We start from the raw sequence: 15673 nt of genomic DNA, 5'->3' as shown, positions 1-15673 counted from the left end.
CAAACCGGTACCCCTCCGTCGCTACGACGGGTGAACGGTCCCGCACTGCACGTGATGGAAGCTCTGCCTCTGGGAGTCCCGTGTACCCACACGTCGGGGTTGACGCCTCGGGCCTGGCTACGCTGCGCGCAACGGTCCAAGACCTGTTGCGCGGCTTCGTCCCCACCGCGTACGCCGTCCCCACCCTTGCCGTAGCCGCCGCCCCCGTCGGCCCGTGCTACGCGCTCGCCGACGGCAGCGCCGCCGTCGGCAGACGGGGTCGCTCCACCGGCGCCACCACCGCCCGGCGGCCTGCCGCAGACAGCGACAGCGCGCGAATGATGGATCTCGTCGAACGCGCACAGGCCGGCGAGGCCGACGCGTTCGGGCGGCTCTACGACCAGTACAGCGACACCGTCTATCGGTACATCTATTACCGGGTGGGAGGGAAGGCCACCGCCGAGGACCTCACCAGTGAGACCTTTCTGCGGGCGCTCCGGCGCATCGGCACCTTCACCTGGCAGGGAAGGGACTTCGGGGCGTGGCTGGTCACCATCGCCCGCAACCTCGTCGCCGACCACTTCAAGTCCAGCCGGTTCCGCTTGGAGGTCACGACCGGCGAGATGCTCGACGCCAACGAGGTCGAGCGCTCCCCGGAGGACTCCGTCCTCGAGTCGTTGTCCAACGCCGCCCTGCTGGACGCCGTTCGACGGCTCAATCCCCAGCAGCAGGAGTGCGTCACGCTCCGCTTCCTCCAGGGGCTCTCCGTCGCCGAGACCGCCCGTGTCATGGGCAAGAACGAGGGCGCCATCAAGACCCTCCAGTACCGCGCCGTACGCACCCTCGCCCGGCTCCTGCCGGACGACGCCCGTTGATCACATACGCTCGGTAGTACTCAACTCGCTTTCGGTGATGGTCCGTTGACTCCCCGATCCGATCATCCGTCGTCCGTAACCCAAGTGCCGCGACGCTCGTTGTGCGGGATGCAGGCTCCCTGTGGTCACTACCCGGCCGCCTCCGATCACTCGATCGTGTGGATGTGGTCGGGTCGTGCAACCCTCAGGACCCCCTGGGGAGTCGACCGTCATGACGAGAGGAGGTGCCGCCAGTGATCGCGAACGTATCGGCGCACCGGCGGGCGAACGCCTTCGCCCAGGCCCTGGAGGAATCCGACCGGGGCACGGCGGCCGAGCAGTCCGAAGGACCGGCACCGGCCCCGGCTGCTGCGGAACAGACCGAGCAGGGCCGCCTGTTGGCCCTCGCATCCGGTCTCGGCGAGCTACCCAAACCGGAGATGGATCCCGCGGTCAAAGTCGTCCAGCGGGCCCAGCTCGTGGCCGCGATGGAGGCCATGCTGCTGGAGGGCGCGGGCAGCGGGGCGGATCCTTCGGTACCGGAGCAGCGTTCTCATCGGGGCCGGGGTGCGCACCGGGCGAGCCCACTGGGCAAGCTGCGACCGCGTTCCCGGCTCACCAAGGGCCTTGCCGCGGGCGGCCTCAGCGTCGGCGTGGCCGCCGGAGCCTTCGGCGGGGTCGCCGCTGCCAGCGGTGACGCCCTGCCCGGTGACTCGCTCTACGGCCTCAAGCGGGGCATCGAGGACTTCAAGCGCGGTCTCGCCGACGGCGACAGCGAGCGCGGCCAGGCCTTCCTCGACCAGGCCTCCACCCGGCTGAGCGAGGCCCGTCGGCTGATGGAGCGCGACCGCGGCGGCCAACTCGACCACGAGTCCCTCGGCGAGATCCGCCGCGCCCTGTCCGGGATGCACCACGACGCCTCCGAGGGCCACCGTCTGCTCTCCGCGGCGTACGAGGCCGACCCGGACTCCCTCGGCCCCATCCAGGCGCTGGACACCTTCTCCCGCTCGCACCGAGACGCCTGGGGCGCCCTGCGCGACCGGCTCCCCGTCCAGCTCGGCGACGTCGGCGAGCAGGTATCGTCGATCTTCGACGCCATAGACGAAGAAGTGGCCCCGCTGCAATCCCTGCTGCCCGAGCCTCCCGCCCAGGGCGGCGGTTCCGGACAGCGCCAGGGCGGTTCCGGCGCGGCCTCCACCGGCTCGTCCGGTACGGACCGCTCGACCGCCCCCAGCAGCGGCAACAGCGCCTCCGACGGCCGCCAGACCGGCAGCGGCAGCCCCAGCAAGTCCGCGGGCTCCGGCGCCGAGGACGACGGCCTGCTCGGCGGCAGCACCGGCGGCCTGCTCGACCCGCCGAAGGACAGCACGGGCAGTACGACTCCGTCGACCAGCTATCCGCCGGTCCCGGAGCCGGATGTGACACTCCCGCCACTGCTCCCGGGGCTGCTCCCCGGGCTCGGCATCGACGGCGAGGACGCGGACTAGGCGGTACGCGGATCGGGGGCGCCCTTCTCAGGAAGGGCGCCCCCGTTGCCGTATAAACGTTTCTTCTGTCCGAAGAGACCTGAGCGGTCCTAGAAGAAGACCGACCTGCGCTGCACCAACAGCTTGTACAGCGTGTGCTGGATCTGTTCTCTGACCTGGTCCGTCAGGTTGAACATCAGCATCGGGTCCTCGGCGGCCTCCGGCGGATAGCCGTCCGTGGGGATCGGCTCGCCGAACTGGATCGTCCACTTGGTGGGGAGCGGGATCGCGCCCAGCGGGCCCAGCCACGGGAAGGTCGGGGTCAGGGGGAAATACGGGAAACCCAGGACCCGGGCCAGGGTCTTGGCGTTGCCGATCATCGGGTAGATCTCCTCCGCGCCCACGATCGAGCACGGGATGATCGGCGCGCCCTGGCGCAGTGCCGTGGAGACAAAGCCGCCGCGGCCGAAGCGCTGAAGCTTGTAGCGCTCACTGAAGGGCTTGCCGATGCCCTTGAAGCCCTCCGGCATCACCCCGACCAGCTCGCCCTGGCCGAGAAGGCGTTCGGCGTCCTCCGCGCAGGCCAGGGTGTGGCCCAGCTTGCGCGCGAGCTCATTGACCACCGGCAGCATGAAGACCAGGTCCGCCGCGAGCAGCCGTAGATGACGGCCCGCGGGGTGGTTGTCGTGGACGCCGACCTGCATCATCAGGCCGTCCAGCGGCAGGGTGCCGGAGTGGTTGGAGACGATCAGCGCACCGCCCTCGGACGGGATGTTCTCCACGCCCTTCACCTCGACCCGGAAGTACTTCTCGTACACCGGGCGCAGCAGCGACATCAGGACCTGGTCGGTCAGCTCCTCGTCGTAGCCGAAGTCGTCGACCTCGTAGTCCCCGGTGAGGCGGCGGCGCAGAAAGGACAGGCCGCCGGCGATCCGCCGCTCCAGGCCGCCGCCGTCCTGCGGCTCCCGCTTCTCTTGAGTCACCGGAACATCATCCTGCGAGGCCGCCCGGTCGGGCAGGGGCTGGACCTCACGGACCTCACGTACCAGCGCGGGCTCCGCGCTCTTGCGTCGGCTCCCCGCGCTCCGGCGCCGCGGCGGCCGCTGCACGGCGCCCGCACGGGACCGGTCGTCGTCGAACGGAATGACCTTGGCATCCGCCATCGTTGATGCGCTCCTCAGTTGGCGCTCTGCGTCTGGGGGTGACCGCTGCCCGGCAGGGACAGCGCGGCGATCCGGTCAACGGCCCCCGCGAGGGCCTCCGGCGGGAGCAGTCCGGGTCCGCGGCTGCGCGCGAAGTCCGCGAAGGTCTCCGCGGTCGTGTACTTCGGCTGGAAGCCGAGGGTCTCACGCATCTGGTCCGTGGCCACGACCCGGCCATGGGTCAGCAGCCGGATCTGTTCGGGCGAGAAGTCCGTCATACCGAGCGTACGCACCAGCGAGCCGGCCCAGGTGACGGCGGGCAGCAGCAGGGGCACGGTGGGCCGGCCGAGCCGTCGCGAACACTGCGACAGCAGCAGGACTCCATCGCCGGCGATATTGAAGGTGCCGCTGTTGAGGGTGCCGCGCCCGGGTTCGTGGGAGGCGATGCGCAGCACCTCGATCACATCGTCCTCGTGCACGAACTGCAGCCGCGGGTCGTAGCCGAAGACGGTCGGCAGCACGGGCAGCGAGAAGTACGCGGCGAGCGGCGAGTCCGCCGTCGGCCCGAGGATATTGGCGAACCGCAGCACACACACGGCGACGTCCGGCCGCCGCCGGGCGAACCCCCGCACATACCCCTCGACCTCGACAGTGTCCTTGGCGAACCCGCCGCTGGGCAGGGACTTCGGCGGAGTGGTCTCGGTGAACACGGCCGGATCCCGAGGCGCGGAGCCGTACACATTCGTACTGGACTTCACCACGAGCCGCTTCACGGTCGGGGACTTCTGGCAGGCCCCGAGCAGCTGCATGGTGCCGATGACGTTGGTCTCCTTGACCATGGTCCGGCTGCCGCTGCCGAGCGCCGTGCCCGTCACATCCATGTGTACGACCGTGTCGGCGGCCGTCTCGGCCAGTACCCGCGCGATGGTGGGCTGCCGGATGTCGGCCTGGATGAAGTCCGCGCCACCCAGATGGTGCTCGGGCGGAACCGCGTCCACGGCGACGACCCGGTCCACCTGTGGGTCACGCTGGATCCGTCGTACGAACCGGCCCCCAAGCTGACGGGCCACTCCGGTCACGAGCACGACCTTGCCCAAGATCAGCGCCTTCCTTCCAGGAATCGTCCAGACCCGATATACCGCTGCTCGTTACCCTGCCGGGTTCCCCGTGTGCGGCCAACTTAGCGTGTTGATGTTGCGCTGTGATGACCACCCAATGCACGAAGTGACGACATCCACAGACGTACGAACAGACCAAGCCATGTCGGCGTCCAGACCTACGCACGGAGTCCGGCCCGCCGCACATCGCCCCGAAAAACGCGCGCGGCCCCCCACCTGATCCGGTGGGGGGCCACACATACGCTCTCGCGGCTCGCGTCGCGAACTTACTTCTTGTTGCGACGCTGAACGCGCGTGCGCTTGAGCAGCTTGCGGTGCTTCTTCTTGGCCATCCGCTTGCGCCGCTTCTTGATAACAGAGCCCACGACTACCCTCGCTCACTTCTCATCACTCGGTGTTTGGGCGCCATGGGCCCACACGACCTACGAGGGGCTAGCCTACCCGCCCGAGCGCTGAGGTCGTAATCGAGGTGTCCGGGGAGATCCGTTGGTGCCCTGAGGATCCCCCCGCACCCTTGTGCCGTCAGGCGGTTTCCACCCCCACATAACTCTCGCGGAGGTACTCGTGTACCGCTTGCTCGGGGACGCGGAAGGACCGCCCCACCCGGATCGCGGGCAGATGACCGCTGTGCACCAGCCGGTACACGGTCATCTTCGACACTCGCATCACCGAGGCGACTTCCGCCACGGTAAGGAACTGAACCTCGTTCAGAGGCCTCTCGCCAGCTGCAGCCATGACACACCTGAACCTTCCGCACTCGACGGCCACCGGCTTCCCCTTCCGGTGACTCTTCGTCGCTGCGTGCTCACTCCCCAATGTAGGGGCGGGTGATGCGAGTGGGGAAGAGGTGCAGCCATCGGCGACCTACTGTGACAGACACGCTCGATTGAGTACGTAGCGGGTAAGCGGCCGGTAGTAATCAGACCGCACAGCGTCATCAAGTGGAACGACGACGGACACGACCCCCTCGGCCTCCCCCACGAAGAGCGCGGGGTCATCGGTATCGGCGAGCCCAATGGCCTCAAACCCCAGCTGACCTGCTCCGCAGACCCACCCGTGATCCCCGATGACAAGCTCCGGCAGCGGCCCGCCGGCCTCGGCGGCCGCGGCCAGCGCGGTACGAACCGGGAGCGGCGAATGCGTGTGTGCGCCGGGCTCACAACCGGAGCTCAGAGCGTCGGTTTCTCGCACGAGCGCGACTCCTCGTACGTAGTCAAGGTTGTACGTGCGTAGACCGAACCGGGTCGTTATGTCGACACAGCGACCCTGCGCCGGTGTGAGTACGGCACATCCAGCCGCCGAGAGAGCGTCCGCCAGGGCGACGTAGAAACCGAGCAGTCGATGCGGATGTCCGGTACCGATCAACACGGTCCCATTGCGCTGCGCGACATCCCCGATCCGCGCGGCGAACGCCTCAAGTCCGGCCAGGGTCCGCCCAGGATCGATCACATCATGCCCGTCAACGCGCAACGGATCACCGGAAACCCCACACTTGTCGGCCATCAGCGCCACCAACTCCCGCTGCCCCCAAGCAGCCTGAGGATCAATCCCGAGGAGCACCCGAGGATCCCGAGCAGCAAAGAGCCGATAACTCCGCAAACTCTCCTCCCGAGAGGTCGCCACAACCCCAGCCAACCGAGCGGCAACAAGATGAGCACGCAGAGCACCGATGGACAACACGGGAGCGATGCTGACGGATGGGGGGTGAGGGGGCGGGGGGAATGGGGGAAGTGCGCACGGTTGGCGTAACGGGTTGGTACCCGCATTTCTCAACGCAGGCCGACGGTTCTCAGCTGGTCCGGCATGTGAGGCGGGGATTGCCATCCCTAGCCCCCACCCACCCGCAGGGTGCTGCGCCCTCAGGTGCCCGCACCTCTCGGCGCCGGTCGGCGCCTTTCAGCCCGTCCGGCGTTTGAGGACGAGGCCCCTTCAGGGCCGACGGGGGTCCAGGGGGCGGAGCCCCCTGGCGGGGTCGAAGGGGCAGAGCCCCTGGTGGGGGTCCCCCCTCTGGGGGAGGGACGGGTAGGGGCGGCGGGGGCGAAAAACCCCTACGGCAGCAACCCTCGCAGCGGAAACGCCGCCCGCCGAGCCGCCAACACCGCCTGATCCAACCGATCCGCAGGGTCGTACCCCGCCTCCCACGCCCCCCACCCCACAGGCCACCGCCCATCAGTCATCCGCACCGGCGCCAACTGCCGCGTACGAGCAAACACTTCCTGCCGCCACCCCTCGGGAATCGAAGCCTCCGGAGCAATCTCCCGCCCCGCAGCAATCCCCACCAGATGCGTCCACGACCGCGGCACCACATCCACCACGGCGTAGCCCCCACCCCCGAGCGCCACCCACCGCCCATCGGCGTACTCATGCGCCAACGAATGACAGGCAACCTGCACAGCCCGCTGCGCATCCAAAGACACGGCCAAATGCGCCAACGGATCCTCGAAGTGCGTATCCGCCCCGTGCTGCGTCACCAACACCTGCGGCCGAAACTCAGCAATCAGCTCCGGCACCACAGCATGAAACGCCCGCAACCACCCCGCGTCCCCGGTCCCCGCCGGCAACGCCACATTCACCGCCGACCCTTCCGCCGACCCCGCAGCCCCGGTCTCCTCGGGCCACCCGGTCCCCGGAAACAGAGTCCGCGGATGCTCATGCAGCGAGATCGTCAGAACCCGCGGATCCTCCCAGAAGGCAGCCTGCACACCGTCCCCGTGATGCACATCCACATCGACATACGCGACCCGCTCGGCCCCCAGCTCCAACAACCGCGCAATAGCGAGCGACGCATCGTTGTAGATGCAGAACCCCGCCGCACCTCCAGGCATCGCATGATGCAGCCCACCCGCGAAGTTCACCGCATGCAGCGCCTCCCCCCGCCACACAGCCTCCGCAGCCCCCACCGACTGCCCCGCAATCAGCGCGGAAACCTCATGCATCCCCGCGAACGCAGGATCATCGAGCGTCCCAAGACCGTACGACCCATCCGCCGCCCCAGGATCCACCGACGCCGCCTTCACGGCCTCGATGTAGTCCTCCCGATGCACAAGCCGCAAGGTCGAATCCCCCGCCGCCTTCGCCGCGACCACATCCACGTCCCGATCGAGCCCGAAGGCCTCGATCAGTCGCCGGGTCAGGGCGAGCCGGACCGGATCCATCGGATGGTCCGGACCGAAGTCATACCCCGTTACTGCCTCGTCCCACATCAACTGTGCGCGGCCGCTCATGCCCGCCACCGTATCGGTCCGGTTGAGCGTCGAACGATCGGGCATACACCAGCGTCACCAGCACCAACACCATCGGCACAAGCATCGCCCCGCGATAACTCCACGCATCGCCCAAGGCCCCCACCAACGGCGAACCGATCAAAAAGCCCACATAGTTGAACACATTCAGCCGAGCAACGGCCGCATCGGACGCCCCCGGAAACAACCGCCCCGCCGCGGCGAAGGTCTGCGGCACCAGCACAGACAGCCCCAGCCCGAGCAAGGTGAACCCGAGCATCCCCACCCAGGCCCCAGGCGCCCCGGCCACGACGGCAAACCCACCCGCGGCAACCACCGTCCCCACCCGCACCACAGCCACGGCCCCGAACCGCCGCACCCCGAAGTCCCCGATGGTCCGCCCCAACAGCGTGGTCACCATGTAGACGGCGTACGGCACAGTCGCCAGCTGCTCACTGCTTCCCAGCACATCCTGCAGATACTTCGCACTCCAGTTGGAGACCGTGGAATCCCCGATGTAGGCGAAGGTCATCACCAGACACAACGGCAACAGCACCTTGAACCCGACGCCTCCCGCCGAGCCCTGATCCCCCACAAGCTCCGGCGCCGCCACCCCGTCGACGTACCACCGACTCCCCACCAGCGCGGCAGGCAGCAACAGCACAACAACCGGCAGATACGACACCACCAGCGCGAGATCCCAGTGCGCCCCCGCCCAAGCCAGCGAGGCCCCCAGGATCCCGCCCAGGCTGTACGCGGCGTGAAAACTGAGCATGATGCTGCGCCCGTACGACCGCTGCAGACTCACCCCGAGCATGTTCATCGAGGCGTCCAACGCCCCCACGGCCAGCCCGAACGCCCCGAGCGCCACCCCCAGCTCGACCATCCGGTCCCCTGCCGCAACGCCCAGCAGCGCCAGGAACACCACCGGCTGGGACCACCGCAGCACCCGGCTCGGCGGCACCCGCTTCACCAGCCGCTCGGTCGCCACACTCCCGACCCCGGCCAGGATCGGTACAGCGGCGAGAAAGGCCGGCAGCAGCGCGTCGGAGACCCCGTACCGGTCCTGAATGGCCGGGATCCGGGTCACCAGCAGAGCGAAGGCGACGCCCTGGGCGAAGAAGCCGAACGCCAGCGAGGCCCTGCCGCGCCGCAGCACATCAGTCATGGCGGCGAGCGTAGGGCCCCGGCGTACTCGTGGGTAGATCCAGCCAAAGATGAATTTCCCTCAGCTTTGGTCAGACCAGCAGATCGACCAACTCGCCCATGTCACCGAAGAGTCCAGTGGCACCCTCCAGCCGCGAGGCCGGCGTCATGGCCGCGAACCCGTACACATCCATCCCGGCCGCGACCGCCGCCTGCACCCCCAGCGGACTGTCCTCCACGACGACACACCGCTCCGGCGCGACCCCCATCCGCTCGGCCGCGTACAGAAACAGATCCGGCGCCGGCTTCCCCCGCCCGACATCCTGCGAACTGAAGATCCGCCCGTCCTCGAACCACCGAGTCAGCCCGGTCGTCCGATGCCCCACCCGAATCCGCTCGTGGCTCCCGGACGAGGCCACGCAGTACGACACTCCATCCGCGGCAAGCTTCTCCAGCACCCCCATGGCCCCACCGACAGGCTTCAACTCCCGCTCGAAGGCCGCGAACACCCGCGCATGAAAGACATCATCGAACTCCGCCGGCAACCGCTCCCCGGTCCGCTCCTCGACAAGATCGTGTACGCGGTGCATGGCGGCACCCATGTAGTCGCGCAGGGACTCCTCGTAGGAGGTCGGGTGCCCCAGCTCGGTGAGATAGGCGGCGAGAAGCCGGTTGGAGATGGGCTCACTGTCGACGAGCACACCGTCGTTGTCGAAGATGACGAGGTCATAGCGCATGACAAAGAGCCTAAACGCAGAAAACCCCGCACCGGAAAGGTGCGGGGTTTTCCCTAAAATTTGTTCGGCGGCGTCCTACTCTCCCACAGGGTCCCCCCTGCAGTACCATCGGCGCTGTAAGGCTTAGCTTCCGGGTTCGGAATGTAACCGGGCGTTTCCCTCACGCTATGACCACCGAAACACTATGAAACTGTGAACTGCCGCACCACACCGTGACCATGGCATGGGGCTGTTCGTGGTTTCAGAACCAACACAGTGGACGCGAGCAACTGAGGACAAGCCCTCGGCCTATTAGTACCGGTCAACTCCACACGTTACCGTGCTTCCATATCCGGCCTATCAACCCAGTCGTCTACTGGGAGCCTTACCCTCTCAAGGAGGTGGGAATACTCATCTCGAAGCAGGCTTCCCGCTTAGATGCTTTCAGCGGTTATCCCTCCCGAACGTAGCCAACCAGCCATGCCCTTGGCAGGACAACTGGCACACCAGAGGTTCGTCCGTCCCGGTCCTCTCGTACTAGGGACAGCCCTTCTCAATATTCCTACGCGCACAGCGGATAGGGACCGAACTGTCTCACGACGTTCTAAACCCAGCTCGCGTACCGCTTTAATGGGCGAACAGCCCAACCCTTGGGACCGACTCCAGCCCCAGGATGCGACGAGCCGACATCGAGGTGCCAAACCATCCCGTCGATATGGACTCTTGGGGAAGATCAGCCTGTTATCCCCGGGGTACCTTTTATCCGTTGAGCGACGGCGCTTCCACAAGCCACCGCCGGATCACTAGTCCCGACTTTCGTCCCTGCTCGACCCGTCGGTCTCACAGTCAAGCTCCCTTGTGCACTTACACTCAACACCTGATTGCCAACCAGGCTGAGGGAACCTTTGGGCGCCTCCGTTACTCTTTAGGAGGCAACCGCCCCAGTTAAACTACCCATCAGACACTGTCCCTGATCCGGATCACGGACCCAGGTTAGACATCCAGCACGACCAGACTGGTATTTCAACGACGACTCCCCCTGAACTGGCGTCCAGAGTTCACAGTCTCCCAGCTATCCTACACAAGCCGAACCGAACACCAATATCAAACTGTAGTAAAGGTCCCGGGGTCTTTCCGTCCTGCTGCGCGAAACGAGCATCTTTACTCGTAGTGCAATTTCACCGGGCCTATGGTTGAGACAGTCGAGAAGTCGTTACGCCATTCGTGCAGGTCGGAACTTACCCGACAAGGAATTTCGCTACCTTAGGATGGTTATAGTTACCACCGCCGTTTACTGGCGCTTAAGTTCTCAGCTTCGCCACCCCGAAGAGTGACTAACCGGTCCCCTTAACGTTCCAGCACCGGGCAGGCGTCAGTCCGTATACATCGCCTTACGGCTTCGCACGGACCTGTGTTTTTAGTAAACAGTCGCTTCTCGCTGGTCTCTGCGGCCACCCCCAGCTCGAGGAGCAAGTCCTCTCACCAAGCGTGGCCCCCCTTCTCCCGAAGTTACGGGGGCATTTTGCCGAGTTCCTTAACCATAGTTCACCCGAACGCCTCGGTATTCTCTACCTGACCACCTGAGTCGGTTTAGGGTACGGGCCGCCATGAAACTCGCTAGAGGCTTTTCTCGACAGCATAGGATCATCCACTTCACCACAATCGGCTCGGCATCAGGTCTCAGCCTTGATGTGCGACGGATTTGCCTATCGCACGGCCTACACCCTTACCCCGGGACAACCACCGCCCGGGCTGGACTACCTTCCTGCGTCACCCCATCACTCACCTACTGCAAGTCTGGTCCGTCGGCTCCACCACTCCCCTTTGCCCGAAGGCTCCGGGGCGGCTTCACGGACTTAGCATCGCCTGGTTCAGTGTTTGACGCTTCACAGCGGGTACCGGAATATCAACCGGTTATCCATCGACTACGCCTGTCGGCCTCGCCTTAGGTCCCGACTTACCCTGGGCAGATCAGCTTGACCCAGGAACCCTTAGTCAATCGGCGCACACGTTTCTCACGTGTGTATCGCTACTCATGCCTGCATTCTCACTCGTGAACCGTCCACCACTGCCTTCCGGCGCGGCTTCACCCGGCACACGACGCTCCCCTACCCATCACAGCGGGCGTTGGCCCTATTGCTGCAATGACACGACTTCGGCGGTACGCTTGAGCCCCGCTACATTGTCGGCGCGGAATCACTAGACCAGTGAGCTATTACGCACTCTTTCAAGGGTGGCTGCTTCTAAGCCAACCTCCTGGTTGTCTGTGCGACTCCACATCCTTTCCCACTTAGCGTACGCTTAGGGGCCTTAGTCGATGCTCTGGGCTGTTTCCCTCTCGACCATGGAGCTTATCCCCCACAGTCTCACTGCCGCGCTCTCACTTACCGGCATTCGGAGTTTGGCTAAGGTCAGTAACCCGGTAGGGCCCATCGCCTATCCAGTGCTCTACCTCCGGCAAGAAACACACGACGCTGCACCTAAATGCATTTCGGGGAGAACCAGCTATCACGGAGTTTGATTGGCCTTTCACCCCTAACCACAGGTCATCCCCCAGGTTTTCAACCCTGGTGGGTTCGGTCCTCCACGAAGTCTTACCTCCGCTTCAACCTGCCCATGGCTAGATCACTCCGCTTCGGGTCTTGAGCGCGCTACTATACCGCCCTATTCGGACTCGCTTTCGCTACGGCTTCCCCACACGGGTTAACCTCGCAACACACCGCAAACTCGCAGGCTCATTCTTCAAAAGGCACGCAGTCACGACCCATTGGGTAAACCCAATGAGCGACGCTCCCACGGCTTGTAGGCACACGGTTTCAGGTACTATTTCACTCCGCTCCCGCGGTACTTTTCACCATTCCCTCACGGTACTATCCGCTATCGGTCACCAGGGAATATTTAGGCTTAGCGGGTGGTCCCGCCAGATTCACACGGGATTTCTCGGGCCCCGTGCTACTTGGGTGTCTCTCAAGCAAGCCGCTGATGTTTCGACTACGGGGGTCTTACCCTCTACGCCGGGCCTTTCGCATGCCCTTCGCCTACATCAACGGTTTCTGACTCGCCTCACAGCCGGCAGACTGTGAAAGAGAGATCCCACAACCCCGTATGCGCAACCCCTGCCGGGTCTCACACGCATACGGTTTGGCCTCATCCGGTTTCGCTCGCCACTACTCCCGGAATCACGGTTGTTTTCTCTTCCTGCGGGTACTGAGATGTTTCACTTCCCCGCGTTCCCTCCACATACCCTATGTGTTCAGGTATGGGTGACAGCCCATGACGACTGCCGGGTTTCCCCATTCGGAAACCCCCGGATCAAAGCCTGGTTGACGACTCCCCGGGGACTATCGTGGCCTCCCACGTCCTTCATCGGTTCCTGGTGCCAAGGCATCCACCGTGCGCCCTTAAAAACTTGGCCACAGATGCTCGCGTCCACTGTGCAGTTCTCAAACAACGACCAGCCACCCATCACCCCGAACCCATACAGTCCGAGTGCACTGGGGCCGGCGACTGAGGAAAAACCATTCCCTCAGACACCCAACAACGTGCCCGGCACACTCCCCGCTCCCCTCGACGTTCCACACTCTTGCGAGCAGTACTGGAAGGAGAAGACGATCAAGTGTGCCGAATAGTCAACGTTCCACCCATGAGCTAACCACCGTCGATCATTCGCCGACGTAGTGGCTCTGGACCACCAAGCAAGCTTGGCGGCCTAGATGCTCCTTAGAAAGGAGGTGATCCAGCCGCACCTTCCGGTACGGCTACCTTGTTACGACTTCGTCCCAATCGCCAGTCCCACCTTCGACAGCTCCCTCCCACAAGGGGTTGGGCCACCGGCTTCGGGTGTTACCGACTTTCGTGACGTGACGGGCGGTGTGTACAAGGCCCGGGAACGTATTCACCGCAGCAATGCTGATCTGCGATTACTAGCAACTCCGACTTCATGGGGTCGAGTTGCAGACCCCAATCCGAACTGAGACCGGCTTTTTGAGATTCGCTCCACCTCACGGTTTCGCAGCTCATTGTACCGGCCATTGTAGCACGTGTGCAGCCCAAGACATAAGGGGCATGATGACTTGACGTCGTCCCCACCTTCCTCCGAGTTGACCCCGGCGGTCTCCTGTGAGTCCCCATCACCCCGAAGGGCATGCTGGCAACACAGGACAAGGGTTGCGCTCGTTGCGGGACTTAACCCAACATCTCACGACACGAGCTGACGACAGCCATGCACCACCTGTACACCGACCACAAGGGGGGCACTATCTCTAATGCTTTCCGGTGTATGTCAAGCCTTGGTAAGGTTCTTCGCGTTGCGTCGAATTAAGCCACATGCTCCGCTGCTTGTGCGGGCCCCCGTCAATTCCTTTGAGTTTTAGCCTTGCGGCCGTACTCCCCAGGCGGGGAACTTAATGCGTTAGCTGCGGCACCGACGACGTGGAATGTCGCCAACACCTAGTTCCCACCGTTTACGGCGTGGACTACCAGGGTATCTAATCCTGTTCGCTCCCCACGCTTTCGCTCCTCAGCGTCAGTAATGGCCCAGAGATCCGCCTTCGCCACCGGTGTTCCTCCTGATATCTGCGCATTTCACCGCTACACCAGGAATTCCGATCTCCCCTACCACACTCTAGCTAGCCCGTATCGACTGCAGACCCGGGGTTAAGCCCCGGGCTTTCACAATCGACGTGACAAGCCGCCTACGAGCTCTTTACGCCCAATAATTCCGGACAACGCTTGCGCCCTACGTATTACCGCGGCTGCTGGCACGTAGTTAGCCGGCGCTTCTTCTGCAGGTACCGTCACTTTCGCTTCTTCCCTGCTGAAAGAGGTTTACAACCCGAAGGCCGTCATCCCTCACGCGGCGTCGCTGCATCAGGCTTTCGCCCATTGTGCAATATTCCCCACTGCTGCCTCCCGTAGGAGTCTGGGCCGTGTCTCAGTCCCAGTGTGGCCGGTCGCCCTCTCAGGCCGGCTACCCGTCGTCGCCTTGGTGAGCCATTACCTCACCAACAAGCTGATAGGCCGCGGGCTCATCCTTCACCGCCGGAGCTTTTAACCCCCGCCCATGCAGGCAGGAGTGTTATCCGGTATTAGACCCCGTTTCCAGGGCTTGTCCCAGAGTGAAGGGCAGATTGCCCACGTGTTACTCACCCGTTCGCCACTAATCCCCACCGAAGTGGTTCATCGTTCGACTTGCATGTGTTAAGCACGCCGCCAGCGTTCGTCCTGAGCCAGGATCAAACTCTCCGTGAATGTTTACCGGTAATCCGGTTGACACCACGAGAGCGGTGCGAGAGGAGGAATAATCCCCTCGCACACAGCGTCCTCGCTGTGTTATTTCAAAGGAACCTCGACCATCGGAGTATTCCGACGGACGGGGTATCAACATATCTGGCGTTGACTTTTGGCACGCTGTTGAGTTCTCAAGGAACGGTCGCTTCCTTTGTACTCACCCTCGCGGGCTTTCCTCCGGGCTTCCCTTCGTTCTTGCTTTTCCGACTCTATCAGATCTTTCCGATCAGATTTCCTCGGTGCTTTCCAGGTTCTCGCTTTCGCGTTTCCCTTTCCGGCGGTTCCGACTCTATCAGATCCTTTCGGGCCTGACTCCCAGTCAGAGGGGTTGTCCTCGCGGCCGTTGCGGGCCGTTCCGACGAGTGAGACTTTAGCGGATTCCCGGCTCCCGAGCTAATCGGGGGCCGCGTCCTTTCGAACGTGGATTCCTCATTTCGCAAATACACATGCCAATGACACGACGACAGACTGATCGACTGTTGTCGAGTGTTGGTTAGGTCTTGCGGAATGGCTGTCCGGGGACCGACCGGAGTCGGCGCTCACGTCGGACAACTCGGAGAACAGTACGGACCGCGTCGAGGCGTGTCAACTCAGGTCCGCACAGGCCCCTGGAGGCGTACTGTGGCCCGCATGACAACGCGTACGTGCACCCAGCTGTGGTGGGCCGCCTGACGGCGGCCGCAGTCACGTATGCACTCAACGGCCGCCGCCTCGGCGGCCGTTCTTGTTTCTCCCTCCAGGG

The 15673-nt window shown here is 64.3% G+C and carries 10 protein-coding genes and 3 rRNA genes; 2 read left to right on the top strand and 11 right to left on the bottom strand.

The window, feature by feature from the left end:
- The first annotated feature begins 80 nt into the window (after positions 1 to 80).
- A complete protein-coding gene (locus OHT76_RS24595) occupies positions 81 to 854 on the top strand; it encodes an ECF subfamily RNA polymerase sigma factor, BldN family (protein WP_315886350.1) in 774 nt (257 codons plus the stop codon).
- Positions 855 to 1087: 233 nt separating this feature from the next.
- Positions 1088 to 2320, top strand: a complete 1233-nt coding sequence (locus OHT76_RS24590; protein WP_328873022.1) for a DUF5667 domain-containing protein — start codon at positions 1088 to 1090, stop codon at positions 2318 to 2320.
- Positions 2321 to 2409: 89 nt separating this feature from the next.
- On the opposite strand, the gene OHT76_RS24585 is transcribed toward OHT76_RS24590, so the two are convergent.
- From OHT76_RS24585 to OHT76_RS24535, 11 genes are all read right to left on the bottom strand, one after another.
- Positions 2410 to 3462 (bottom strand): lysophospholipid acyltransferase family protein, encoded by a 1053-nt coding sequence (locus tag OHT76_RS24585; RefSeq protein WP_328873021.1) that lies wholly within the window; start codon positions 3460 to 3462, stop codon positions 2410 to 2412.
- A 14-nt stretch (positions 3463 to 3476) separates the two neighbouring features.
- Positions 3477 to 4538 carry an NAD-dependent epimerase/dehydratase family protein gene (locus tag OHT76_RS24580; protein WP_328873020.1) on the bottom strand — a complete coding sequence of 354 codons (1062 nt, stop codon included), beginning with the start codon at positions 4536 to 4538 and terminating at the stop codon, positions 3477 to 3479.
- A 287-nt stretch (positions 4539 to 4825) separates the two neighbouring features.
- Positions 4826 to 4924, bottom strand: coding sequence for a 30S ribosomal protein bS22 (locus tag OHT76_RS24575; protein WP_003948845.1), 99 nt, complete (start codon positions 4922 to 4924; stop codon positions 4826 to 4828).
- A 157-nt stretch (positions 4925 to 5081) separates the two neighbouring features.
- Positions 5082 to 5294: a helix-turn-helix domain-containing protein gene (locus OHT76_RS24570; RefSeq protein ID WP_004984898.1), complete on the bottom strand. Its 213-nt coding sequence runs from the start codon at positions 5292 to 5294 to the stop codon at positions 5082 to 5084.
- A gap of 129 nt (positions 5295 to 5423) precedes the next feature.
- Positions 5424 to 6239 (bottom strand): phosphatase, encoded by an 816-nt coding sequence (locus tag OHT76_RS24565; protein ID WP_328873019.1) that lies wholly within the window; start codon positions 6237 to 6239, stop codon positions 5424 to 5426.
- A 368-nt stretch (positions 6240 to 6607) separates the two neighbouring features.
- The gene (locus OHT76_RS24560) at positions 6608 to 7783 is read right to left on the bottom strand and encodes an acetoin utilization protein AcuC (RefSeq protein ID WP_328873018.1); all 1176 of its coding nucleotides are present in this window, start codon (positions 7781 to 7783) and stop codon (positions 6608 to 6610) included.
- Entirely contained in the window at positions 7734 to 8948 is a 1215-nt protein-coding gene (locus tag OHT76_RS24555) for an MFS transporter (protein WP_328873017.1), read from the bottom strand. Before OHT76_RS24555 ends, OHT76_RS24560 begins: the two co-directional genes overlap by 50 nt.
- A gap of 70 nt (positions 8949 to 9018) precedes the next feature.
- Complete coding sequence (locus OHT76_RS24550; RefSeq protein ID WP_328873016.1) at positions 9019 to 9663, bottom strand: HAD family hydrolase; 645 nt, start codon at positions 9661 to 9663, stop codon at positions 9019 to 9021.
- Positions 9664 to 9725: 62 nt separating this feature from the next.
- Positions 9726 to 9842, bottom strand: a 5S ribosomal RNA gene (rrf, locus tag OHT76_RS24545).
- 92 nt (positions 9843 to 9934) lie between these two features.
- Positions 9935 to 13057 (bottom strand): 23S ribosomal RNA (locus tag OHT76_RS24540).
- A 309-nt stretch (positions 13058 to 13366) separates the two neighbouring features.
- A 16S ribosomal RNA gene (locus tag OHT76_RS24535) occupies positions 13367 to 14892 on the bottom strand.
- The 16S, 23S and 5S rRNA genes sit together here, the layout of an rRNA operon.
- Positions 14893 to 15673: the final 781 nt, after the last annotated feature.

The organism is Streptomyces sp. NBC_00287, assembly GCF_036173105.1.
GTDB lineage: Bacteria > Actinomycetota > Actinomycetes > Streptomycetales > Streptomycetaceae > Streptomyces.
This window is presented reverse-complemented; position numbering and strand designations above follow the sequence as displayed.